Source organism: Streptomyces sp. NBC_00080 (assembly GCF_045041255.1).
GTDB lineage: Bacteria > Actinomycetota > Actinomycetes > Streptomycetales > Streptomycetaceae > Streptomyces > Streptomyces coriariae.
Window position 1 is genome coordinate 958,223 of sequence record NZ_CP108235.1, and the last position, 24,061, is coordinate 982,283.

Annotated in this window: 20 protein-coding genes; 8 read left to right on the top strand and 12 right to left on the bottom strand. The window is 72.5% G+C overall.

Going from position 1 to position 24,061, the window contains the following annotated elements; all coding sequences use genetic code 11:
- Positions 1–119 precede the first annotated feature (119 nt).
- Positions 120–1,313: a cytochrome P450 gene (locus tag OHU34_RS04265; protein WP_142267634.1), complete on the top strand. Its 1,194-nt coding sequence runs from the start codon at positions 120–122 to the stop codon at positions 1,311–1,313.
- Between the two features lie 12 nt (positions 1,314–1,325).
- Here the strand turns inward: OHU34_RS04265 and OHU34_RS04270 are convergent, their stop codons facing one another.
- A complete protein-coding gene (locus tag OHU34_RS04270) occupies positions 1,326–1,499 on the bottom strand; it encodes a hypothetical protein (RefSeq protein WP_171401266.1) in 174 nt (57 codons plus the stop codon).
- 149 nt (positions 1,500–1,648) lie between these two features.
- On the opposite strand from OHU34_RS04270, the gene OHU34_RS04275 reads away from it, so the two are divergent.
- Positions 1,649–2,326 carry a bifunctional 2-polyprenyl-6-hydroxyphenol methylase/3-demethylubiquinol 3-O-methyltransferase UbiG gene (locus OHU34_RS04275; protein ID WP_142267633.1) on the top strand — a complete coding sequence of 226 codons (678 nt, stop codon included), beginning with the start codon at positions 1,649–1,651 and terminating at the stop codon, positions 2,324–2,326.
- Between the two features lie 24 nt (positions 2,327–2,350).
- Here OHU34_RS04275 and OHU34_RS04280 read toward each other — a convergent pair whose 3' ends face one another.
- From OHU34_RS04280 to OHU34_RS04300, 5 genes are all read right to left on the bottom strand, one after another.
- Positions 2,351–2,923 (bottom strand): phosphatase PAP2 family protein, encoded by a 573-nt coding sequence (locus OHU34_RS04280; protein ID WP_054238978.1) that lies wholly within the window; start codon positions 2,921–2,923, stop codon positions 2,351–2,353.
- Complete coding sequence (locus OHU34_RS04285; protein ID WP_230193838.1) at positions 2,916–4,307, bottom strand: diacylglycerol kinase family protein; 1,392 nt, start codon at positions 4,305–4,307, stop codon at positions 2,916–2,918. The genes OHU34_RS04280 and OHU34_RS04285 overlap by 8 nt, the downstream gene beginning before the upstream one ends.
- Before the next feature lie 59 nt (positions 4,308–4,366).
- Entirely contained in the window at positions 4,367–6,121 is a 1,755-nt protein-coding gene (locus OHU34_RS04290; protein WP_405764832.1) for a hypothetical protein, read from the bottom strand.
- Between the two features lie 173 nt (positions 6,122–6,294).
- Positions 6,295–8,280, bottom strand: coding sequence for a DUF1996 domain-containing protein (locus OHU34_RS04295; protein ID WP_405764834.1), 1,986 nt, complete (start codon positions 8,278–8,280; stop codon positions 6,295–6,297).
- 193 nt (positions 8,281–8,473) lie between these two features.
- Positions 8,474–9,304, bottom strand: a complete 831-nt coding sequence (locus OHU34_RS04300; RefSeq protein WP_372481670.1) for a hypothetical protein — start codon at positions 9,302–9,304, stop codon at positions 8,474–8,476.
- Positions 9,305–9,656: 352 nt separating this feature from the next.
- On the opposite strand from OHU34_RS04300, the gene OHU34_RS04305 reads away from it, so the two are divergent.
- Positions 9,657–10,088 (top strand): cupin domain-containing protein, encoded by a 432-nt coding sequence (locus OHU34_RS04305; protein WP_230193840.1) that lies wholly within the window; start codon positions 9,657–9,659, stop codon positions 10,086–10,088.
- A gap of 21 nt (positions 10,089–10,109) precedes the next feature.
- On the opposite strand, the gene OHU34_RS04310 is transcribed toward OHU34_RS04305, so the two are convergent.
- From OHU34_RS04310 to rpmG, 3 genes are all read right to left on the bottom strand, one after another.
- Positions 10,110–11,537, bottom strand: coding sequence for an alkaline phosphatase family protein (locus OHU34_RS04310; protein ID WP_405764837.1), 1,428 nt, complete (start codon positions 11,535–11,537; stop codon positions 10,110–10,112).
- A 242-nt stretch (positions 11,538–11,779) separates the two neighbouring features.
- Complete coding sequence (locus tag OHU34_RS04315; protein ID WP_142267628.1) at positions 11,780–12,316, bottom strand: isochorismatase family cysteine hydrolase; 537 nt, start codon at positions 12,314–12,316, stop codon at positions 11,780–11,782.
- A 155-nt stretch (positions 12,317–12,471) separates the two neighbouring features.
- Positions 12,472–12,636, bottom strand: coding sequence for a 50S ribosomal protein L33 (rpmG, locus tag OHU34_RS04320; RefSeq protein ID WP_020129621.1), 165 nt, complete (start codon positions 12,634–12,636; stop codon positions 12,472–12,474).
- 211 nt (positions 12,637–12,847) lie between these two features.
- Here rpmG and OHU34_RS04325 point away from each other — a divergent pair, with 211 nt between their 5' ends.
- Positions 12,848–13,510 (top strand): lipoprotein, encoded by a 663-nt coding sequence (locus OHU34_RS04325; RefSeq protein WP_200839893.1) that lies wholly within the window; start codon positions 12,848–12,850, stop codon positions 13,508–13,510.
- A gap of 126 nt (positions 13,511–13,636) precedes the next feature.
- Here OHU34_RS04325 and OHU34_RS04330 read toward each other — a convergent pair whose 3' ends face one another.
- Positions 13,637–14,482 carry a DUF72 domain-containing protein gene (locus OHU34_RS04330; RefSeq protein WP_142267626.1) on the bottom strand — a complete coding sequence of 282 codons (846 nt, stop codon included), beginning with the start codon at positions 14,480–14,482 and terminating at the stop codon, positions 13,637–13,639.
- Positions 14,483–14,604: 122 nt separating this feature from the next.
- On the opposite strand from OHU34_RS04330, the gene OHU34_RS04335 reads away from it, so the two are divergent.
- The 4 genes from OHU34_RS04335 (at position 14,605) to OHU34_RS04350 (ending at position 22,564) form a co-directional block, all read left to right on the top strand.
- On the top strand, positions 14,605–17,211 hold the full coding sequence (locus OHU34_RS04335; RefSeq protein ID WP_142267625.1) for a SpoIIE family protein phosphatase: 2,607 nt from the start codon (positions 14,605–14,607) through the stop codon (positions 17,209–17,211).
- A 51-nt stretch (positions 17,212–17,262) separates the two neighbouring features.
- Positions 17,263–19,959, top strand: a complete 2,697-nt coding sequence (locus OHU34_RS04340; protein WP_405764843.1) for a SpoIIE family protein phosphatase — start codon at positions 17,263–17,265, stop codon at positions 19,957–19,959.
- Between the two features lie 132 nt (positions 19,960–20,091).
- Entirely contained in the window at positions 20,092–21,456 is a 1,365-nt protein-coding gene (locus tag OHU34_RS04345) for an FAD-dependent oxidoreductase (protein ID WP_142267624.1), read from the top strand.
- A gap of 142 nt (positions 21,457–21,598) precedes the next feature.
- Entirely contained in the window at positions 21,599–22,564 is a 966-nt protein-coding gene (locus OHU34_RS04350; protein WP_405764846.1) for a DUF1152 domain-containing protein, read from the top strand.
- A 38-nt stretch (positions 22,565–22,602) separates the two neighbouring features.
- Here the strand turns inward: OHU34_RS04350 and OHU34_RS04355 are convergent, their stop codons facing one another.
- Together OHU34_RS04355 and OHU34_RS04360 are read right to left on the bottom strand one after the other, a co-directional pair.
- Complete coding sequence (locus OHU34_RS04355; RefSeq protein WP_230193614.1) at positions 22,603–23,634, bottom strand: hypothetical protein; 1,032 nt, start codon at positions 23,632–23,634, stop codon at positions 22,603–22,605.
- On the bottom strand, positions 23,631–23,999 hold the full coding sequence (locus OHU34_RS04360; protein ID WP_405772149.1) for a PadR family transcriptional regulator: 369 nt from the start codon (positions 23,997–23,999) through the stop codon (positions 23,631–23,633). Before OHU34_RS04360 ends, OHU34_RS04355 begins: the two co-directional genes overlap by 4 nt.
- Positions 24,000–24,061: the final 62 nt, after the last annotated feature.

Below are 24,061 nucleotides of genomic sequence, written 5' to 3' on the forward strand. Positions count from 1 at the left end.
GCGAGAGGGGCACACGCCCGGTGGTGTCCGACTGCCGGTGCGTGCGTGGCCGGTAATGGGGCATCGCGGGAGCGGTCGGCGCGGCGACACTGGCGTCCGGTGCGGCGAATGGGGGCCCGATGGGGGACGCACGGGAGAGTGTGCGCAAGGTCGAGCGGGAGCACGAGCCCGGCCGGGCGGGCTGCCCGGTGCGACGTGGCACGGACGGAACGTGGGAGGTCCGTGGGTACGCGGCCGCCCGTGAGGTGCTGCGCGCCACTGACACGGTGCAGGCCGGACTCGGCATCGAGACCGTGGAGAAGCTGCCGGCGCGTATCCGCCGTCCCGTGCTCTACCAGGACGGTCCCGGGCACCGCGAACAGCGGCGGCAGACCGCCCGGTTCTTCACCCCGCGGCGCGTGGACGAGCACTACCGCGAGCTGATGACGCGGGTGGCCGAGGAGCAGACGGCGGCGCTCCGGGCCGCCGGTACGGCACAGCTGTCCGATCTGAGCTTCACCATGGCGATCGAGGTGGTGAGCGACATCATCGGGCTCACCCACAGCCGCCCGGGACTCAAGTCCAGGCTGGAGCGCTTCTTCCCCGAGGAGTTCGGGCAGCCGGAGCTGACCAGCCTCCGGGGTCTCTACTGGCTGCTGCGCCAGAACACGAACTGGCTGCGCATCCATCTCGCCGACGTCCGCCCGGCGATCCGCGCGCACCGTAAGCGGAAGCGTGACGACCTGATCTCCCATCTGCTGGCGGAGGGATGCTCGGGCGCGGAGATCCTCGGTGAGTGCCTGACGTACGCGGCGGCGGGAATGGTCACCACCCGTGAGTTCATCTGCGTGGCCGCCTGGCACCTGTTCGACGACCCGGAGCTGCTCGCCCGGTACCGCGCGGCCGAGGAGCCGGAGCGGCTGGATCTGCTCCGGGAGATCCTTCGGCTCGAACCGGCCGTGGGGCGCCTGGCCCGCCGGGCCACCGCGCCGATGCGGGTCGGTGACGCGTCGATCGGCGCCGGTGAGCTGCTCACCGTCTTCGTCGACGAGGCCAACGCGGACCCGGACGTCGTGGGCCGCGACCCGGACCTGTTGCGGCCGGGCCGGCTGCGGGACCTGGGGCCGGGGCCGGCGGGGCTCGCCTTCGGCGACGGCGCCCACCGCTGTCCGGGCGCCGCGGTCGCCGTCCTGGAGGCGGACGTCCTGCTCAGCCGGCTCTTCGCACTGGACGGCCTGCGGATGGCCGGCCGGCCGCGGGTGTCGTTCAAGGACGAGATCGGCGGCTACGAGATCCGGGAACTGACGGTGACCGTGCCGAGGTCGGCGAAGTGAGCCGCCCCGCCCTCAGCGCATCGCGGAGTTCGGGCGCGCCTGAGCCCGCCTGGCGTTGTTGTAGGCGCGCAGGAGGTGTTTCGAGACGGCGCACGGCGACATGTCGAAGTGGCACTGACGGCAGGTGCGTACGTGCTCCTCATAGGCGGTACGGGACTCTTGCAGAGCGTCCTCAAGCGAGGGCATGGGGGGTCCTCCGAACGAAGCGACGGTTACCCGGGGGCTTGGCTACTCACCAGTAGGCCCGCGTCAAGAGGATTGGACCATGTTACTTACGGTAGTGGAAAATGCGATTCCGGCCGTTTCCCGGAACGCGAGGTCCTGACCGGTGCACCATGGCGGCGCGGGACTCACACACCACCACGAAGGGAACCGGCTTGGTCGGCGAGGACGGCGGGCAGCGTGCGGCGCGGGTGTTCGACGCGCTGGGGCCCGTGTACGAGAAGGCGTTCGCGCACTCGGAGGCGCACCGCAGATCCCTGGAGTGGCTGCTGGGGCGGCTCGCCCCGGGCGGTCGGGTGCTGGATGTCGGCAGCGGCACGGGGCGGCCGACGGCCGAGACCCTCGCCGGGGCGGGCCACCACGTGCTCGGCGTCGACGTCTCCCCCGTCATGGTGGAGCTGGCCGCCCGGCAGGTGCCCGAGGCTGAGTTCCGGTGCCTCGACGCACGTGAACTTCCTCTGGAAGAAAGCTCGTTGGACGCGGTCTGCGTGTACTTCTCGCTGCTTCAGCTGGACCGGGCGCAGCAGTCCGAGCTGATCGGGCGGCTGGCCCGGGCGCTCCGGCCGGGAGGCAGTCTCGCGCTCGCCACCGTTCCGGTGGACGTGGCGGGCGTCGACGCCGTGTTCATGGGGCAGCCCGTGCGGGTGACCAGCTTCGCCGGCGAGGCTCTCGTCGACGTGGTCACCGGGGCCGGCCTGACCGTGCTGGCCGAGGAGAACGTGCTGTTCACCCCCGACCATCCCGAGGCCGTGCCGGAGCCCCACCTCTTCCTCCACTGCGGCAGGGAGTAGGCCCGTTCGGGCCGCCCGGCTCTCTCAGGCGTCCTTACGGGCGGTGAGCGCCAGGACCAGCGCCGCCGAGCCCGTGCCCAGCAGCGCTCCGGCCACGACGTCGCCCGGGTAGTGCACGCCGGTATGGACCCGCGAGTAGCCCACAGCGCAGGCGAGCAGCCCCAGCGGCACCGCGGAGACCGGCAGGGTCGGGCCGACCGCGGCGGCGAAGGCGACGGCCGAGGCGGTGTGCCCGGACGGGAAGGACGCGGACTGCGGCATCGGCACGTGCCGCCCCGGGAACGGCGAGTCCTCGGCGCGGTGCGGTCGCGGCCGGCGTACGAGCTTCTTGCCGAGCAGGTTGGCGGTGGCCGAGGCGACCCCGATCGCCGCGACCCCGAGCACGGCGGCACGGCGCGGGCGGCGGCCGCACAGGGCGAGCCCGGCGGCGACCCCGAAGGACAGCTTGGAGTGGTCGGCGGCCGCGGACAGCCGGCGCAGCGCGCTGTCCAGGGTGGGCGTCCTGGTCACGGTGACCGTCTCGTACAGGGCCTGGTCCATGGTCGCGAGGTCACGGACCAGATGCGAGGTCGGGAGCTTCGGCAGGCGGTCAGACATCGTAGGCCTCCTTGATCGTACGAGAGTCGGTATGGCCGAGCGCCAGACGGACGATGCGCCGCCAGTCGACCGTGGGGGGCGCGTAGGCCGCGCCGGGGCGGTGCCGGGGCACCCGGACCCGCAGCACGGAGGGCCGTACCGTGCACACGACGGGGGTGGCCAGTTCGAGCGCCTCGCCGTCGACGGCCACCGCGATGCGCTCACGGTCCGCGTCGACGACGACGCGCCGGGACGTCACCGAGGTGATGCTGCCCGCGCGCTCGCCGAGCAGCGCGAGTTCGGCGGCCTGGGCCGCGCCCTCCACCCGGACGCCGATCACCCCGAGCAGTCCGGCGTCCAGCCGGGGCCGGCGTCCACCGCCGAGCGGGTCGGCGCGGGCGTAGGCGTTGTTGCTGACGAGCAGGGCCTGCGGCGCGTGCACATGGGTGTCGTCCGTCTGGACGTCCAGGGTCGGGCCGGCCTCGCCCTGGAGCAGGTCGGGCAGATGGTCGAGTGCGGTGGCGGCCTTGGCGTCACGGTAGTCGGGGCTCTGCACTATCTCCGCGTACGCCCCGAAGGAGACGGTGTTGACGAAGGCCCTCCCGCCGACGTCGCCGAGGTCCACGCGGAGTTCGACGCCGTTGGTGAGGGCGTCGAGGCTGCGGGTGGGGTCGGTGCGGTCGAGGCCGAGGTCCATGGCGAAGTGGTTGCGGGTGCCGGCGGCGATCACCAGGAAGGGCACGTCGTGTTCGGCGGCGACGGCCGCGACCAGTGCCTGGGTGCCGTCACCACCCGCGACACCGAGCAGGTCGGCGCCCTCGGCGACGGCCTGCCGGGCCTCCGCCTCCGGATCGGTGTAGGTGTCGTCGGTGCCGAGCACGACCACCCGGGCACCGAGCGCCTCGGCGCGCTCGACGAGACCGTGCTTGACGACCTTGCCGCCGCCCGAGCGCACGTTCATGATCAGGACCGGCCGGCGCGGCGGCGGGGTCTTCCGGCCGTGCATGCCCTTGGGACGACGCACGCTGCGCAGCGAGGCCCGCGCCGAGCCCAGGGCTCCGGCCCACAGCGCGAGTGCCCCCACCGCCACCGGCCACAGACCGGACAGGGCGTACAGCACCACGACGCCCACCGGCGCGGTGACGGCCACCAGCCCGCCGAGCAGCCGGGCACCGCCCCGGTGCGCCAGCATCCACCACACGCCCGCCCCCGCCAGCGCGAGGAGGACGAACCCGATGAACAGGACCAACCAGCCGCCGGATCCCGCGCCCGCCATCACCACCGCGACACAGGCGGCGACCAGCACCAGGGCGAGCCGCGCCCAGCCCCGCGCGCGGGCGACGGCATCCCGCTGCGCCGGGCCGATGTGCGGCAGCGACCACTTCTTCCCACGTGTCTCGTTCATCGTGCGCCCGCCATGCTCCGAGGCCCCCTCTTGTGCGTCGACCGCGCCGACGATCTCGATCAATTGTCCATGGCGCAGCACCCGGATGTGACCGAGGTCCCGGTACCGGCGTCCGTGTCGGTGCCCTCGCCCTTGCCGTGGCCCGTGTCGGTGTCGGTGTCGAGACGGCAGAAGCAGGACGCCCGGACGGGTACGTCGGCCAGGGCGGTGGCGAACTTCAGCTGCTGGGCCACGATCCGCGCCTCGGCCTCCTTGCCCAGCCGGACCAGACACTCGTGGTAGCCGTGCAGGGACCACACGTTGCCGGGGTGCTGGGACGGGCGGGGCAGGGTGTCGTCCAGTCCGAGGTCGGCGCGGTAGACCGCCTCGGCCTCCTCGATCCGCCCCTGCTCCAGCAGCAGGGCGCCGTACGCGTGCCGGGTGGGCTGCATCCAGCCCCAGGGCTCGTCGTAGGGAAGGCGGTCGTCCAGGTCGACGGACCGTTCCAGGGCGGCGAAGGCGAGGTCGTGGTTACCCCTGCGGTACTCCAGTTCACCGTCGAGCATGGCGGACGCGATCGCGAGGATGTCCCGGCAGGTGTTGTTGAACAGCATCCGGGTCTCGGGCACCCGGTCGGCCGCCGAGCGGAACAGGACGCGCTCGGCCTCGGCTTCGGGCACCCGGCCGGTGGCGGAGAACGCCACACCGCGGGCGTAGTGGCGCAGCGCGGTGGTCACGCTGTGCAGGACCGGGTCGGCGGGCGGCGGCACGTCGAGGATGTCCTGCCACCGGCCGAAGCGGATCAGCACATGGAACCGCATGCCGCGGAACGCCTCCAGCCAGTCGGCCATGGGAGGGCTCGGCACGCGCAGCAGCTCCTCCGGGATGGAGGCCTCCAGGCGTTCCGCCGTCTCCAGCGCGGTCCGGTACCGGCCCAGGAACATCGCGCCGTAGATCTTGAAGTGGTAGTCGTGCGAGCGGTACAGCGTGTAGAAGTTCATCGCGCCGGAGCGCTTCCGGTACTTCTCGTCGGCGGTGATCGCGGCGGCGTTGTCGGTGACGACGCGCCGGTAGTCGCCGCACAGCACGTCGAGGTGCGAGGGCATGTGCTGGAGGTGTCCGGCGTCGGGGACCAGGCCGCGCAACCGGTCGGCGACCTGGAGGGCGGCCTCGGGAGTGGGTGACATCTCCATGAGGTGGACGTAGAAGTGCAGGACTCCCGGATGTGCGGCCGCGGCCCCGTCGGCCAGGGCGCGGTCGAGCACCGCCTTCGCCTCCGGTGTGCGGGCACCTTCGGCGGGCCGGCCCGTGCGCACGTCCCACAGCTGCCAGGGCGTGAGGTTCATCAGGGCGTCGGCGTACAGGGCGGCGACGTCGAGGTCGTCGGGGGCCAGTTCGTGGACGGCCCGCATGGCGTCGGCGTAGGGCTCGTTCCACACCGAGCAGTCCTCGGCGGGGCGGGTCTGCGGATAGCGGGCGCGCAGCGCGCCGATCAGGGCCCGTTCGACGGGGGTGGCGGCCTCGGCCTTCCGGTGGGCGAGTTCGACGGCTTCGTGCGTACGGGCGACGGTCCGCGCGAGGTCCTGATCGTCGAAGAAATCCCACGGTTTGTTGTAGTTGGGGCCGAGCGCGTAGGCGATGCCCCAGTGGGCCATGGCGCAGTCGGGGTCGGCACGGACCGCGGCCTCGAAACAGGCGACGGCTTCCTCGTGGTGAAAGGCGTACGACCAGACCAGTCCGCGGTCGAACCACAGTTGGGCCTCGGCGGACGAGGTCGTCACCGACCGGCCGTGGGTGCCGAGGTCGTAGTAGTCCCCGGACGTCGTGTGCTCCATGCGTCTCCCGTCGTCGCGCGCTTCGAACGACGTATACCGTGCGGTCCGGCGCGGCGGCGATGGCGCGTGTGCGGGAGCACCCGTACGGGGGCCGGGGACCGACGGGTCGCACCGAGGGCCCGTCGGCAGTCCGACGGGCCCTCGGTGGAGTGACTCTGACTCAGTGCTGCATCTCAGTACTTACGGCGTGCGTTCCGGAACAGAACGCCGAAGCCGGCGATCACCAGCAGCCCTCCGGCGGCCGCGGGCCAGAGATTGGCCCCGGTCTCGGCGAGACCGCCCTGCACCGCCTGGGGTTCGGTCCCGTCCGGCACGGTGGTGTCGGCGCCCGTGCCGGCCGGGGTCTGCGACTGCTCGGGCGTGGCCGCGGGGGCGGCGGTCGCCGGGGAGCCGATCTCGCCTCCCGAGCCGGCGGCGGGCGCCGAGGTGGCCGCCTTGGCCGACGGCTTCGCGTAGACGCGGGGGTCGGCGGTCGCGGAGGCGCCACCGGCACCGTTGTCACCCGCGTCGGGCTCGGTGGTCGCGGGCTGCTCGGGAGCCTGCGACGGCTCCTGCGTGCCCTCGCCGGAACCGTTGCCGTTGTCGGCGCCACCGCCGTTGTCGGCACCGCCACCGTTGTCGCCACCGTTGTCGGCACCGCCACCGTTGTCGCCGCCGTTGTCGGCACCGCCACCGTTGTCGCCGCCACCGCCGTTGTCGCCACCGTTGTCGCCGCCGCCGGTGCCGGCGCCGCAGGTGCGGCCCTCGTTGATGCAGTCGACCATCTCGCCCATCAGGTCCTCGTCGAAGACGTTGATGAAGTCACCGTGGTCGGTCACCGGCTTGTGCAGCTGCTCCGGGAAGGAGTCCACCGCGAACAACGGAGTCGTCTTGCCGCCGTCCTGGAGGCTCGGCGCGTCGACGTCGTACACGATGCGCTGCACCAGCTGCGGAACGGCCTTGAAGCCGTTCGGGCAGGTGCCGTCGGCGGCGGCGAAGGCCACGTGGGTGCGGTGGTTGGCGCTGTCGATGTTGCTGCCGTCCCAGCAGCTCTGGAATCGGAAGGAGCGCACCACGTCGCTGCCGGACGGGCAGATCGGGTACTTGTCCTTCAGCTGCCGGTCCTCGAAGCCGGTGCAGCTCCAGGACGCGTTGGCGTTGGCCGTGCCGTTGACGAAGGCCTTGGCGTCGCCGGTGATGACCCGGAGCAGCCGGGGCATGGCGGTGACCTTCTCACGCGGGTTGCCGACGAAGGTCAGGGTGACCTCCTTGGGCGTGACGATCTCGCCGGCGTTGCCCTCGATGCCACCGCCGGGCTTCTGCGCGTCCTGCTCCTGGTTGCCGTTCTGCAGACGCAGCACGGGCCAGTAGTAGGTGGACTTGTCGCCCTGGTCGACACAGCTCGTGTCGGCGTTCGCCAGGTCGTCGTCGGACGCGAAGGCGTCGTTGGACTGGTTGCCGACGTAGTCGTGGAAGTGGTGGGCGCCGTTGGTGACGCCCGGGGCGACGATCACGTTGTCGGAGTTGAACACGCCGTTCGCGTTCACTCCGCAGCTGGTGGCGAAGGTGCCGCGGGAGGGGCCGGAGCTGGGATCCGGGGTCTGCTGCGTCGGCTGGACGGCGTTGATGTCGGCGTAGTCCGCGGCGACGGGGCCGTTTCCGGCCTGACCGCCGTTGCCCTGCTGACCCTGGTCGCCCTGCTGGTCTCCGCCGCCGTTCTGGTCTCCGTCGCCGTTCTGGTCGTCGCCCGCCTGGTCGCCGTTCTGGTTCTCGTCGCCGTTGCCGTCGGCGCCTTCGTCGGCCTGGTCGTCGTTGGCGCGCAGGGTGCAGGCGGCGAGGTCCTCCAGGCCCTCGGGACGGTCACCGGCCCGGTCGATGGAGTCCGCGATGCGCTGGATCGTCGCGCCGCGCTTCTCCTTCAACGGGTCCATGACCGCGTTGTCGGCGAACTCCGCGTCCTGCCGCACCGATTCCGCCGACTCCTGGAGCCTGCGGTAGGCCTCGGCGATCTGCTCGTCCAGCAGGGCGAGTTCGCGGGCGACCTCGGGCGAGGCCTGCTCCGGGACGTCGGTCAGCTTGCTGCCGACGTCCGGGCAGTCGATGGTGACGGCGCTGTTGCCGCCCTGTCCCGAGCCGTCGGAACCGTCTTCGGTGGCCGATGCGTAGACGTTCACCCCCATCAGTCCACCGCCGCCGATGATGAGCGCCAGCGCCGCAAAAGTCGCTCGTCGCCCGCCCGTCTGGCGTCTGCGCCTGTTCTGTACCAAGGAGTGCTCCTACACGTCGTCGGCGGCCTTGGGCATGAGATCCCCCGGCCCTATACGCAGACGGACACAGGAGCGTTCAACCGCACCACGAATTCATAGCAAGATCTCAGGCGGGCGCCGTGTCCTGCGTGTTCGTGGCGTCCTGCCGTCGCAGGCGCCCGCGCTCGTGCAGCAGTCCGAGGACGACGGCGGCGGCCACCGCGATGAGGTGTTCGCGGCCGGCGAGGTTGGGCTTGGCGATCGACTCGAGCACCATCGAACCGCCGGTGAGGAGGAACACGACGGGCGCGTGGCGGACGACCGAGAGATAGGTGAACAGCCCGACGACCGCCGCGGACGGGCCGGTGTCGAGGACCTGCCCGACCTCGGGCGGCAGGCCCAGGCCCCACCATCCCGGCCCCATCGCCATCATGACCCGCACGGTGAGGGTGCCGGCCAGGGTGGCCGCGTAGGCGATCAGCAGGGTCCTGCGGCGGCCGAGGGCGAGTTCGGCCAGGGCGAAGGCGAGGAACAGCTGGGTGATGCCGGCCCACACCGGCAGATCGAGGGCCGGGACGTACAGGGAGACCGGCGTGCGCAGCAGGGCGAGCCACAGCGGCAGGTCGCCCTGGACCCCACCCAGGATCCGCACCGCCGTCCCGCCCGTGGGGTGCTGGGCGATGGCGTGGAAGAAGATCACGCCCGCGCAGGCGACGAACGCCAGCAGGAGGGCGCCGGGCCCGCGTCGGCGCAGCTGCCGCAGGGGGTCGACGACGATGCCGTACCACTCGCCCCGCAGCGTCCGGCCGACGAAGCCCGCGATGCGGGCGAGCGCACCACCGAGCGGCCCGCCTTCCGAACGGCCGGCGCGCGGCCCACCCTCGGCACGGCCGGCGCGCGGCTCGTCCCCGGCACGGCTTTCGCGAGGCCGCTCCACGTCCGGACGCAGGATGCTCAAGGTCTCCCCCAAACACTCGTCGCATGATGTCTCATACGATTCACGCCCTGAAGGACGCACGGGAGGCCCGCGAGGATCACTCCCGCAGAAACCGTCTACCTCACATTTCCACCGGGCTTCGGCCGGGGGCGCGGCCGGGGAGGTCCGGGGGAGATTCGAGTGGGAGATGTGGGGCCGACAGGCACCGGCACGCTCGATGACACCCGGTCACTTCTCCGTGACTCAAGTGGGTTAATGTCACTGCTGTGGAACGCACTGACCAGCGGAACATGACCCCGGCCAGGTTACGTCGCACAGCGGGCCCGACCGGCCCCGGCGACCCCGGCCCCCACCCGCCCCGGACGACCGCCGCGTGAACCGCTCGTCGCCCGTCGAGGCCCGCCCCATCGCCCTGCCCGCCGCCGAACCCGGCGCCGAACCCGCACCGACCCTGCTCGCCGACGGTCTGCTCACCGAACGACTCGCCCTGGCCGCACCGGAGAACACCAGGGTCGTGGTCGCCGACTACGAGATCCCGCCGGGCCATTCGCTGCCCTGGCACTACCACGAGGGCCGGGTCGTCGCCGTGGTGACGGCGGGCGTCCTGACCCGGACCCTGGCGGACGGAACCGAGTGCGTGACGCCCACCGGCGGATGCATCGTCGAACCGGTGGGTCCGCAGGGCGTGCACATGGCGGAGAACCGGGAGCCGGAGCCGCTGCGCATCTGCGCCCTCTTCTTCCTGCCGCAGGACCGCCCGCTGTCTACGCGCGCAGACCCGCCCGACCGGTTCGTCCACCGCTGACGCGGGGCGTGCGCGTCCGGGTCAGAGCTGCGGCCGGGGGCCCGTCTCCTGGACCGGGAACGACTGCTCGGCACCCGGCAGGGTGGGCCTGGGCAGGGTGGCGACCTCCTCCTTCGCCTTCAGCAGCTGCTCCGCCGTGTCGTCGGGCAGCGCCGGCGCGAGCGGGCTGGTGGACGCGAAACGGAAGGCTGAGGTGAGGTCCCCGAAGGCGCTGCGCCGCCAATCGCTGATGTTGGGCTCCATGACCCCTGTGAGTCTCTCCAGGAACCGCAGGGTCGAGGTGTGGTCGAAGGGCTCCGAGGCCACCCAGCCGCCCACGGTCCAGGGCGAGACGACGATGGCGGGGACCCGGAAGCCACCTCCGATCGGCAGCCCGCCGACGAACTCGCCGGACGTGCCGACGGGCGGGGTCGGCGGGGGCACATGGTCGAACAGGCCGTCGTTCTCGTCGTAGTTGAGGATGAAGGCGGTCTTGCGCCAGACCTCGGGGTTGTCCGCGATGGCCTCGATCTTCGAGGCGACGAAGGCGGCGCCGGCCGCGGGCAGGTAGTCGGGGTGCTCCGACTGGTGCCCCGGCGGCACCAGCCAGGACACGGTCGGCAGCCGGTCGGCCCGGGCGTCGGCCTCGAAGGTGCCCTCCGGCTGCGGCCGGACGCCCCGCTCGTACAGCTCGGAGCCCGGTCGCGCGTTTCTGAACGTGTCGAACTGCTCCAGCAGGTTGCAGCCGTAGTCGTCCTCCTGCTGGTACACCTTCCAGTCGACCCCGGCCGCCTGGAGCCGTTCCGCGTAGGTCTTCCAGCTGAACGGCGTCGGGGCGGAGTTGCGGACGACGGGCCCGCCCAGGGCGCCCTCGGGGTCGATGGTGCCGGTCATCCACATCAGGCGGTTCGGCCAGGTCGGGCCGAGGACCGAGCAGAAGTAGTGGTCGCAGACGGTGAAGGTCTCGGCGAGGGCGAACTGGAACGGGATGTCCTCGCGGGTGTGGTAGCCCATGACGTACGGGGCGTTGGCGCCGTCGGCCGTGCGGTGGGCCGACATCCAGCGGTCCATCCGGCCGCCGTTCCACGCCTCGTGCTGCACCGACCAGGCGTGGCTCGTGGACGGGATGGCCTGGGCGCTGGAGGTGTGGGTGTCGAGGTGGAAGGGCAGCAGGTAGCCCGCGGGGTTCTCGGCGTCGGGCTGATAGAAGACGGAACGCCCGGTGTCGAGGGTGAGCGCGTCGGGGTCGGCGAAGCCGCGCACGCCGGACAGGGTGCCGAAGTAGTGGTCGAAGGAGCGGTTCTCCTGCATCAGCAGGACGACGTGTTCGACGTCGGCGAGTGAGCCACGGCGGGATGGTCCGGCCGCGACGGCCTTCTGCACGCTCGGCGGGAGGAGGGAGAGCGCCGCGGCGGCGCCCAGTACGCCCGCGGTCGAGCCCAGGAGTCTGCGACGGGTCAACTCGGCCATGTGTGAAGTGCCCCTTGCTGAGCGGAGGAAGCGGAGGAAGACGCAGAAGCGGAAGAACCCGGGAGGCGAAGGGAACGGGGAACGCGGGGATCGGAGAAGGGCGGCGCCCGCGCCCCCGCGCGAGACGGGCGACCGCTCGCTCTCCGCCTCCGCATCCGACTCCGTCCGGGCCACGAAGCGGAGATCGCGGCTGCTGCGCGCCGAACGGACTGCCTGTCAGGCCGCTTGCGGAGCAGGGCCGTTCAGGTCCACAGCTCACAGCTGTCGCGTACGCGCGCGCCCATGTTGCGCTCCATCATCAGCAGCGCCGCGTCCGCGAGATCGGCGTGGATGTGGGCGACCGCGTCCCGGGGGACGGTCACGTCGAAGTGGCGGATGTGGGCGTCGAGGGCCGAGTACAGGACGCACTGCTCGGTGACCTGTCCGCACAGGACGAGGTGGTCGATGCCCTCCTGCTGGAGCAGGTAGGACAGCGGGGTCTCGAAGAAGATCGAGTGCCGTGCCTTGACGACGAAGAGCGAGTCCGCGTCGGGTACCAGCGGCTCGACGAGTCCGGCGTGCGGGCCGGAGAGCGCTTCGTCGAGGAGTTCACCGTGGTGGGAACGCCACTGGCCGAAGTTGTCGTTGACGTAGACGACGGGTTCGCCGGCGCGGCGGGCCCGGTGGAGGAGACCGGCGGCCACCGGGACCACCTTGCGGGCCGACGGCAGGAGCAGGTCGGCGTCCGGGTGGTCGTAGGTGTTGATCATGTCGATGACGATCAGCGCGGTCTTGCTCATGGCTGTATGGATTCCCAGCGGAGCGTGAATATGACGGCACGTCACTCGTCCGCGCGACGTCCGCGTGAGAGAGCGGCCGGGTCCCCTTTCCGGGGTCCCGGCCGCTCTGCCGTCTCGGGTCGGCGCCGTTCAGCCCTGCCGGGCCGGCGCCGGCCTCATCGCGCCTCTCGGAAGGAGACGTGCCGTCCGGCGACGGGGTCGTACTTGCGCAGGACCAGCCGGTCGGCGTCGTTGCGACGGTTCTTGCGCGTCACGTAGGTGACACCGGTGCCGGCCGTGGACCTGAGGGTGATGACGGGACGCGCCGTACTGCGGGCCATGGGGAACTCCTCTCACACCGACTCGCACCTGCTGATCGGTGCATGTCAGTCACGCGTTACAACAGGGGGCGGAGCCGGGACATTCCCCGGCCGCGTACGCTCCCGCGGCGAATCTCGGTGGCGGGGGCCACGACCCCCTCGGTTACAGTGCTCCGCCGGTGTCGCGCCGGCGCCGAGAGGAGACACAGCAGTGCGCTTTGGGGCGGGGACCATGGGGAACGTGGGACGGGGGCTGGCGCTGGCGGCCCTGTTGACGGGGCTGACGACGGGATGCGCGGCCGAGGAGGCCGAACCGGACGGCGCGTCGGGGGCGACGGGGGCGTCGGCGAAGACGACCGCGAAGGTCGCGCAGCGCGGCGGGTCGATCGGCGCCTCCGGGTCCGCCTGCGAACTTCCCGTCACCTTCGACATCGCCGAGTTCTGGAAGGCCGAGGCCGTCGACGCCGAGGAGGCGACCGGCGCCACCGGCGACCTGGCCGACCTCGCCGACGCCTTCCTGCGCCAGGGTCCGGTCACCATGGCCTGCGAGGTCGACGCCAAACCCGCGGGGAAGATCGGGTTCCTGCGGGTGTGGACGGGTGAGCCGGGCGACACCGACGCGCGTGCCGTGCTGGAGGACTTCGTGGCCGCCGAGCGGGGGGCGAGCGGGGCGCGGTACAGCACGGTGAAGGCGGGCGACATCACCGGCACCGAGGTCGAGTACGTCACCACGAGCGAACTCCTCGAGGAGACGAAGAAGGAGCACGCGCTCGCCGTCACCACGCCCGAGGGCCCCGTCGTCCTGCATCTGGGCGGCATGGACACCGCTGAGCACGAAGCGATGCTCCCGGCGTACGAACTGGCCAAGAGCACCCTGCACACCACCGCCGGCTGACCGCCCCGCACCCGACCCGGCCCGCTCACCGGGGCCCGCGACCACCATGCCCGTGCGCGCCCCGGTGAGCGGTCCGCCGACGCGGAGCCCGGCGAGGCCGGTCGGCCGCCCGGGCCGGGGCGTCGGTCAGGGGGCGAGCAGCGCTCGCATGCGCTCGGCGGCGCGGACCGCGGAGTCGCCGCAGCACGTGTTGAACAGCACGTGCACCCGCTCCGCCCGCCGGGCGAGCGCGTGCACCCTCGGCACCCATTCGCCGAGCTCGCCGTCGGTGTACTCGTGCCGGAAGCGGTCCTCCTTGCTGCCGCTGCCCCAGGCCGGGCTGCGGCCGTGCAGGCGGACGACCGCCAGCCGCGAGCAGGTGACGGGCGTGACGGGCGGCACGGCGGACGGCAGGGACTGCTCCATGTCGACGGCGACGGTGGCGAAGCCGTACGACCGCAGCAGATCGGCCGTCGTGTGCTGCCGTTCGCCCCGCCACCAGTCCGGGTGCCGGAACTCGACACAGACCGGCCACCCGGCGGTGCGCTCGGCGCACTGGGCGAGGAACGCGTGGGCCCGCGCGCCGGGACGGAACCACGGCGGGAACTGGAAGAGGACGGCGCCCAGCCGCCCCGCGTCACGCAACGGCCGGATGCCGTCCGTGAACCTGCGCCACACCTCGTCCAGGGCCTTCGGGCCACGGACGTCGGCGGGCAGACCCGGCGGCAGCACGGCCGACCGGGTGGGATGCCCGGTCAGCAGGGAGAAGGCCTTCACGTCGAACACGAAGCCGTCGGGGGTGCGCTCCGTCCACAGTCGGGCGTTGCGCTCGCCGGGCAGCGCGTAGTAGGTCGCGTCGACCTCGACGACCGGGAAGCGTTCGGCGTAGTGGCGCAACCGTCCCTCCGCGTCGCGCCGCCCGGCCGGATACCAGCCGCTGGAGACCAGTGCCCGGTCCGTCCAGGAGCAGGCGCCCACCAGAATCTCGCTCATGGCGTGCCGGTTACCCCGCCCGGAACCGTTCTCCCCGAGGTCGCGCAGATGCACATCCGGCCAGGTGTGGCGCATTCTTACTGTGTCGCCCAAGCGGCGGCGCACGGACGAGGTAGGGCCGAATGACTGGGAGCGCCGGAAACGAGCGGAAGCCGTCCGGGCCACCGCCCGCGCTGCTGACCGGGGCCGTGGCGGACGCGCTGCGGGCGACGGGCGGTCACACCGGTGGCGTGTACCTGTGCTCGACCACGTCCCGGCTGCTGCGCCTCGCGGTCCTCGCGGGGCTGCCCGGTCCGCTGTTCCGCCCCTGGTGGCGGGTGCACATGGACCGGCCGTTCCCGGTGGCCGACGTGTACCGGACGGGCGTACCGGTGGTGCTGGCCAACGCCACCGAGATGATGCGCCAATACGCGCAGCTCGCGGCGGGCCTGCCCTTCCAGTTCGGTTCGCTCTACGTGCCCGTCGTCGCGGAGGGGCGGTCCTTCGGGGTGCTGGCCGTTCTGCGCCCGGCGGCGGCCGACGCGGCGGAGATGCAGGCGGAGCGGGAGCGGCTGACGGCGGTGGCGGACGACCTGGGAGCGGCCCTGCTGCGGTTCGGGGCGGACGACGGTGACGTCACCTGGGACGAGGAGCCGCTGTGCGTACGGCCGCCAGCCGCGGGACCGGCCCCGGGGCGCGTCGGGCGGTTCTCCTGGGACCCGGCGACCGACGTCGTCACACTCGACGAACAGGCACGCACCCTGCTCGGTCTGCCCCCGGACGAGTTCCCGGGCACGCTGGAGGCCCTGGCCCGGGTCGTCGACCCGACGGACGCCCACCGACTGCCGGGCCTGCTGCACCGGACGGCCCGGGGGCGGCCGCCGCCGCTGCCGCTCCAGGTGCGCACCACCGAGGGCGGACTGCGGCTCCTCGAACTGTGGGATGCGACGGGCATGGCGACCGACCCGGGCGATGCCACCGCCGCGTCCTCCGCCCTGCCCCGCCCCATCGCCGGCGTCCTCCTCGATCCGGGCCCGGGCGCCCTGGCCGACGGAGCCGCCGACCTCCTCCCGGAGGGGGTGTTCTGTCTCGACCGGCTGGGGCTCGTCGTCTACGCCAACGCGCGGGCCGGGCACCTCCTGGGCGTGCCGCGGGACGAGCTGGTCGGCCGGTCGCTGTGGGAGGCCGTGCCGTGGCTGAACCAGCCCACGGTCGAGGAGCATCTGCGCGGCGCCCTGCTGTCGCCGGAGCCCGCGCACTTCCATGTGCGGCTTCCCGTCCCGACCGACCCCTCCTGCGTCCCGCGGCCGTACGAGGGGGACTGGCTGAGCATGTCCCTGTACCCGGGCGCGGATCTCGTCACCTGCAAGGCGGTCCCTGCGAACCGCGTGCCGAACGACACGGCCGCCGAGCCCCCGGCGACGGACGCCCCGGCGTCCGGCACCGCCGCCTCGACCACCCCGCTCTACCGGCCCATCGTCCTGGCCATCGCGCTGTCGGAGGCCGTGACCGCCCGCCAGGTGTCGGCGGTGGTGATGCAGGAGCTGCTGCCCGCGTTCGGCGGCCGTCGGCTGGCCATCTACCTCCTCCAGGAGCGGCATCTGTACCTCGCGTGGGAGTCCGGTTTCCCCGAAGGCTTCCTGGCCCCCTTCGAAGGGGTGGGCCTCGACACCCGGCTGCCCGGTGTGGAGACCCTCACCACGGGCCGGCCGCTCTTCTTCGACTCGATGCAGCAGCTGGCGGACGCCTATCCGGGCATCGACCTGGACGCGTCGGAGGGCGCGCGCGCCTTCCTCCCGCTGATCGCCTCGGGCCGCCCGGTCGGCTCGTGCATCCTCGGCTTCGACCGCTCACGCAGCTTCAGCTCCGAGGAACGCACGGTGCTGACCGCGCTCGCCGGGCTGATCGCCCACGCGATGGAGAAGGCACAGCGCTACGACACCGAGGCCGCCCTCGCCCGAGGGCTCCAGCAGGCCCTGCTCCCCCGGCGGCTGTCGCAGCACGCGCGCGTGGAGACCGCGGGACGCTATCTGCCGGGCACCGAGGGCATGGACGTGGGCGGCGACTGGTACGACGTCGTGGAGGCCGGGGACGGGCTGGCCCTGGTCATCGGGGACGTGCAGGGGCACGGCGTGCAGGCGGCGGCCACCATGGGACAGCTGCGCAGTGCGGTGCGGGCGTTCGCGCTGGGCGACCGGCCGCCCGAGGAGGTCATGGGCGGCACGAACCACCTCCTCATCGACCTGGACCCCGGCCAGTTCGCCAGCTGCTGCTACGTCCGGCTCGACCCGGCCACCGGTCTGGCCCGGGCGGTCCGCGCCGGGCACCTGCCACCGCTGCTGCGCCACCCCGACGGCCGAACCGAGGTCGTGGAACTGCCCGGCGGCGTGGTGCTCGGGGTGGACCCGCGCGCCCACTACCCGGTGACGGAGCTGTGGCTGGAGCCGGGCGCGATCCTCGCCCTCTACACGGACGGGCTGGTCGAGCGGCCCGGCCACGACATCGACGACGGCATCACGGATCTGCGCCGGGCCCTGGCCGGGGCAGGGTTCAGGCGCCCTCCCGCCGGGACCGGCGCCGCCGGGCCCGCGGCCGAGGCTCGTACCGGCCGTTCCCTCGCGGACGTCGCCGACCTGCTCACCGCGACGGCCCGGCAGGCCGCGGATCGGGCGGACGACATCGCGCTGCTGCTGGCCACCCGGCGGGCGACCGAAGTCACTCACGGCAAACGTGCGGGACACGGCCAGTGACCGAGCGTGACGGCTCTCGCCTCGCGCGGCCCGGCAGTGTAGACATGGCACATGGTCCGACTCCTGGGGCGCTCGGATGCCCGGCCGGCCCGTCGTCCCCGGGGCCCGCGGGTCCGGCGTACGCCTGAGTCCGCACTGGGCGGGCGCAGTCTCGCCGCGCAGGTGTTCGTCCTCCAAGTGGTCATCGTGCTGCTGCTGGTCGTGGCCGCCGTGGTGGCGCTGCTGCTCCAGGTGCGTCACGACACTACCCAGGAGGCCCGTAACCGCTCCGTCGCGGTCGCGCAGACCTTCGCCAACTCGCCGGGCATCGTCGAGGCGTTGAACGCCCCCGACCCGACAGCCGTGCTGCAGCCCAAGGCCGAGGCCGCCCGCGAGGCGTCCGACATGGACTTCCTCGTCGTCATGAACACCGAGGGCATCCGCTACACGCATCCCAAGCCGGACCGCATCGGCAAGAAGTTCGTCGGGAACATCCAGCCGGCGCTGGACGGCGGGATCGTGGTCGAGGAGGTCAACGGGACCATCGGCCGGCTGGTCCAGGCGGTGGTACCGGTGAAGACGGCCGACGGGACGGTGGTCGGACTTGTGTCGTCCGGGATCACCACCGCGCACGTCGGCGGCAACGCCGACCGGCAGCTGCCGCTCGTCCTCGGCAGCGCCGCGGTCGCCCTCGCGCTGGCCACGGCGAGCACGGCGCTGGTCAGCCGCCGTCTACTGCGCCAGACCCACGGCCTGGGCCCGCGCGAGATGACCCGGATGTACGAGCACCACGACGCCGTCCTGCACTCCGTTCGGGAAGGGGTGATCATCGTCGGCGGCGAGGGCGACCTGCTGCTCGCCAACGACGAGGCGCAACGCCTGCTCGACCTGCCCCCGGACGCCGAACGGCGCCAGGTCCTCGATCTGGGACTCGACCGGGACACCGCCGAACTGCTCGCCTCCGGGCGGATGGTCACCGACGAGGTGCACCTGGTCGGGGAGCGGCTGCTGGCGATCAACCAGCGGCCCACCGACCTGGCGGGCGGACCGGCGGGCAGCGTCGCCACCCTGCGCGATTCCACGGAGCTGCGCGCCCTGTCGGGCCGGGCGGAGGCGACCCGCGAGCGCCTGGACATGCTGTACGCGGCCGGGGTGGGCATCGGGACCAGCCTGGACGTCACCAGGACCGCCGAGGAGCTGACGGAGCTGGCCGTGCCGCGGTTCGCGGACTTCGCGTCCGTGGATCTGTTCGACGCCGTCCTTCAGGGCGAGGAGCCGGGGGCCCGGGGCACGCTGCGCCGCACGGCGGTCAGCGCGATCCGCAAGGGCGCGCCGCTGTACGCGGTGGGCGAGCGGATCCGGTTCGTGGACTCCGCCCCGCAGGCCCACAGTCTCGGCGAGGCGCGGGCGGTCCTGGAGGCCCGTCTCGCCGAGGCTCCGGGCTGGCGCGCCCAGGACTTCGAACGGACCGAGCAGGTCGTGGAGTTCGGCATCCACTCGCTGATCACCGTGCCCGTGCGGGCGGGGTCCCTGATCCTGGGCGTGGTCAGTTTCTGGCGTTCGGAACGGCCCGATCCGTTCGACCCGGACGAGGTGGTGCTCGCGGAGGAGCTGGTGGCGCGGGCCGCGATCTCCATCGACAACGCGCGCCGGTTCACCCGCGAGCACGGCATGGCGGTCACCCTCCAGCGCAGCCTGCTGCCGCGCACCCTGCCGGAACAGAACGCCCTGGACATCGCCTACCGCTACCTGCCGGCGCAGGCGGGTGTGGGCGGCGACTGGTTCGACGTGCTGCCCCTGTCCGGGGCCCGGGTCGCCCTCGTCGTCGGTGACGTGGTGGGCCACGGGCTGCACGCGGCGGCCACCATGGGCCGGCTGCGTACCGCGGTGCACAACTTCTCCGCCCTGGATCTGGCCCCGGAGGAACTCCTCGGTCTGCTGGACGAGCTGGTGGCCCGGATCGACCAGGACGAGACGGACGACGACACCGACGCGGCCGTCTCCGGGGCGACCTGTCTGTACGCCATCTACGACCCGGTCTCCCGGCGCTGCACGATCGCCCGGGCCGGCCATCCGCCGCCGGCGCTGGTGCACCCCGACGGCCGGGTCGAGTACCTCGAGGTGCCCGCCGGACTGCCGCTCGGACTGGGCGGGCTGCCGTTCGAGACGGTCGAGCTGGAGCTGGCCGAGGGCAGCTCGCTGGTGCTGTACACCGACGGGCTGGTGGAGGACCGGGAACGGGACATCGACACCGGTCTGGAGCTGCTGCGCACCGCCCTGGAGCGGAGCTCCGCCGGCCCGCCGGAGGGGACCTGCCAGGCCGTCCTGGACGCCCTGCTGCCGCCCCGCCCCAACGACGACATCGCGCTGATCGTCGCGCGGACCCGGGCGCTGGGCGCCGACCGGGTAGCCGAGTGGGACGTGCCGGTGGACCCGGCGGCGGTCGGCGAGGTGCGGGCGGCCGTGGTGCGGCAGCTGGCGCGCTGGGACCTGGAGGACCTGTCCTTCACGACGGAACTGATCCTGAGCGAGCTGGTCACCAACGCGATCCGCTACGGCAGCGCCCCGGTGCGCGTCCGGCTGCTGCGCGACCGCACCCTGATCTGCGAGGTCGCCGACAGCAGCAGTACCTCACCGCATCTGCGGTACGCGGCCATGACCGACGAGGGGGGCCGCGGTCTGTTCCTCGTGTCGCAGCTCACCGACCGCTGGGGCACCCGTTACACCGCCAAGGGCAAGGTCATCTGGGCCGAACAGCCGCTGCCGTGAGGCGAGTCGGCCGCCGCTCCACTCATAAATGATGCTTATGAGTCCATAGACCGGACCCGTGTACCGGGTAAGGTTTGCCTTAGTTTAGGCTTCCCCCGAGTCGATCTGTCGCCACTCGAAGGGAACCTGATCATGCCCCGCCCCCTGCGGGTAGCCATTGTCGGAGCCGGCCCCGCCGGGATCTACGCCGCCGACGCGCTGCTCAAGTCCGATGTGGCCGCCGACCCGGGTGTCTCCGTCGACCTCTTCGAGCGCATGCCGGCCCCGTTCGGTCTGATCCGCTACGGCGTCGCCCCGGACCACCCCCGCATCAAGGGCATCGTCAACGCCCTGCACCAGGTCCTCGACAAGCCGCAGGTCCGCCTCTTCGGCAACGTCGACTACCCCACCGACATCAGCCTGGACGACCTGCGCGCCTTCTACGACGCGGTGGTGTTCTCGACCGGCGCGACGGCCGACCGCGACATGTCGATCCCCGGCATCGAGCTCGACGGCTCCTACGGCGCCGCGGACTTCGTCTCCTGGTACGACGGCCACCCGGACGTGCCGCGCACCTGGCCCCTGGAGGCCGAGAAGGTCGCGGTCCTGGGAGTCGGCAACGTCGCCCTCGACGTGGCCCGCGTCCTGGCCAAGACGGCGGACGAACTGCTGCCGACGGAGATCCCGGCCAATGTCCACGAGGGTCTGAAGGCCAACAAGGCACTGGAGATCCACGTCTTCGGCCGCCGTGGCCCGGCGCAGGCGAAGTTCTCCCCGATGGAGCTGCGCGAGCTCGACCACTCTCCCACCATCGAGGTCATCGTCGACCCCGAGGACATCGACTACGACGACGGCTCGATCGCCACGCGGCGCGGCAACAAGCAGGCCGACATGGTCGCCAAGACGCTGGAGAACTGGGCGATCCGCGACGTCGGCGACCGCCCGCACAAGCTGTTCCTGCACTTCTTCGAGTCGCCGGCCGAGATCCTCGGCGAGGACGGCAAGGTCGTCGGTCTGCGCACCGAGCGCACCGCCCTCGACGGCACCGGCAACGTCAAGGGCACCGGCGAGTTCAAGGACTGGGACGTCACGGCGGTCTACCGCGCCGTCGGCTACCTCTCCGACAAGCTCCCCAAGCTGCCCTGGGACCTCGACTCGGGCACGGTCCCGGACGAGGGCGGCCGCGTCATAGAGGAGTCCGGCGAGCACCTGCAGTCGACGTACGTCACCGGCTGGATCCGCCGCGGCCCTGTCGGCCTCATCGGCCACACCAAGGGCGACGCCAACGAGACGGTGTCGAACCTGCTGGACGACCACGCGAACGGCCGTCTGCACACGCCCGCCTCGCCCGAGCCGGAGGCCGTGGAGACGTTCCTCGCCGAGCGCGACGTCCGCTTCACCACCTGGGAGGGCTGGTACAAGCTGGATGCCGCCGAGAAGGCGCTGGGTGAGCCGCAGGGCCGCGAGCGCGTGAAGATCGTCGAGCGTGAGGACATGCTGCGGGAGAGCGGCGCGTAGTCCCGGACGCGGGTTCGGCCGACCGTGGCCGCCGTGTCGGGCCACTCCGGCCACGGTCGACCGAACCCCAACTCACCCACGTTTCAGGGTGGTTGACGAAATCCTGTTGGGCCGCGCGATCGACGCCTGTTAGCGTCCCGGGGTGTTCACCCTCCACGAGCCCCCCCTCTTCACCCGGCTGCGCGACGCGCGCCGGGTGCTGATCGCCGGTGCGGGCGGCGGTTTCGACGTGTACGCGGGCCTTCCGCTGGCGCTCGCCCTGCGCTCGGCGGGCAAGGAGGTCCAGCTGGCCAACCTCTCCTTCGCCGACCTGTACGGGCTGCCCTCCGAGGTCTGGCTCCAGCCGGACGTCGCGGCCATCCGCCCCGACATCCCCACCCGTGGCGACTACTTCCCCGAGCGCACCCTGGCCCGCTGGCTCGACCGGCACGACCTCCCGGCCACGGTGTACGCCTTCCCGCGCACCGGGGTGGAACCCCTGCGAGCCGCCTACCGGGCGCTCCTCGACCACCTGGGCGGGGTGGACGCCGTCGTCCTGGTGGACGGCGGAACCGACATCCTGATGCGCGGCGACGAGCACGGACTGGGCACGCCCGAGGAGGACATGGCCAGCCTCGCCGCCGTACAGAGCCTCGACGACGTCCCCCACCGACTGGTGGCCTGTCTCGGCTTCGGCGTGGACGCCCATCACGGGGTGAACCACTCCCTCGTCCTGGAGAACCTGGCCGCGCTGGACCGCGAGGGTGCCTACCTCGGCGCGTTCTCCCTGTCGCACCGGAGCCCCGAGGGGGCCCTCTACCTGGACGCCGTGGCCGACGCCCAGGCCTGCACCCCGGGCCACCCGAGCATCGTCAACGGATCCGTCGCCGCCGCCGTGCGCGGTGCCTTCGGCAACGTGCGGTTCACCGAGCGGACCAAGGACAGCGAACTGTTCGTCAATCCGCTCATGGCTCTGTACTTCTGCGTCGACGCGCCCGGCCTGGCCCGTCACAACCTCTACCTCGACCGCCTCGCCGACACCGTCCTGATGCGGCAGATCAGCTCCCGCATCGAGGAGTTCCGCGACGAACTCCCCCTGCTGCGCCAGCCGCGCGCCTTCCCGCACTGAGGCACGGCCGCGCGGGTGGCGATGCGGTGCGTCGGTCGTCAGCGGGCCGCGAGGTCGCGGCCGCCGACGACCGCCAGAGCCGCGGTGAGCAACAGCAGGGCCGCCGCCTGGACCGCAAAGCCGACGACCAGCACCGCCGGCAGCGGGACGGACACGTCGAGCCAGGTGTACACGGCGGCCAGCCGCAGCAGCAGGACCAGCAGCCCGAGCACGGCCAGGGCGAGAGCGCCCTCCCCGCCCGCCGGCCGGGCGCCGCGGATCCGCCACCCCAGCCAGCCGAGCGCGCCCCCGACGAAGCAGGTGGTCGGCGCCCAGACGGAGTCGGCGGCGGCGGGCAGCAGCACGACCGAGGCACCCATGACGACACAGCTGCCCAGGTACGCGAGCCCGGCCGTCCCGGCGGGCAGCACGGCCGCGGGCGCGTCACGGTGGTGGGCGGCGCACAGGGCCAGCGCGGGCAGCCAGGCAAAGGCCGCGGCGGCGGTGGCGTAGGCGGGCTCCGGCGGGGGGAAGCCGGTCACCAGCGGGGCGAGGAACGGCCAGAGGGTGGGCAGCGCGGCAAGCAGCACACTGATCCGCGCGAGGCGTCGGCGGCCGCGCAGGAGGGCGAAGAAGCCCACGGTCCACAGCAGCGGCAGCAGCCAGGCGGCGACGGCCGCGGTCGCCACGACGGCGCCCTGGCCCGTGAACCCCGACCCGAACATGTCCCACCGGTCGGCTCCGCCGGTCGACACCCAGGTCAGTTCCAGCACCCGGTCGACGACCGCGGCAGCCGCCTGGAGCAGCACGGCGAAGAGCGCGAAGAGGCGGACGCCCGAGCCGAGCAGGGCGTAGCGGCGCGGTGCGCCTGCGGTGCCCAGCCGGGTGCGCACGGCGAGGGCGGCGATGCTCGCCACCTCACCGAAGGTGGGCCGGCTCTGGTCCTGGGTGTCGCGGTCGGTGTCCCACAGGTAGACCTCGACCATCTCCTCCTCGCGTTCCCTGCGGTAGTACGCGGGCAGCAGGCGCAGGGCGGTGCGGTAGCGCCCTTCGAGCAGGGTGGGCGTGCCGGGCGTCATACCGGTCGTCATGCCAGGCCTCCGGCGAGTCCGGGCCCGATGGCGGGCGGGGCGACGGTTCCGGGGGCGCGGCGGCCCTCGGCGATGCGGCGCCTGGCCGCACCGGCTCCGGCCACCATACGGTCGGCCTCCGCGACGAGGGCGTCGACCCCCTCGTCGGTGACGCGGTAGTAGCGCCTGAGCCGGCCCTGCCGGACCTCCTCGCGGTCCAGCGCGATGAGCCCGTCGGCGGTGAGCCGGTCGAGCACGCCGTACAGCGTGCCGACCCTCAACCGCACCTCGCCGTCGGAGAGTTCCTCTATCTCGCGCAGGATGCCGTAGCCGTGCCGGGGCTGGTCGGCGAGGGCCGTCAGCACGAAGAAGGCGGCCTGGGTCATGCTCCTCGATGCCATAGGACTGAATATATCGGGAGCCGATATATCCTGCACGGCGAAACACA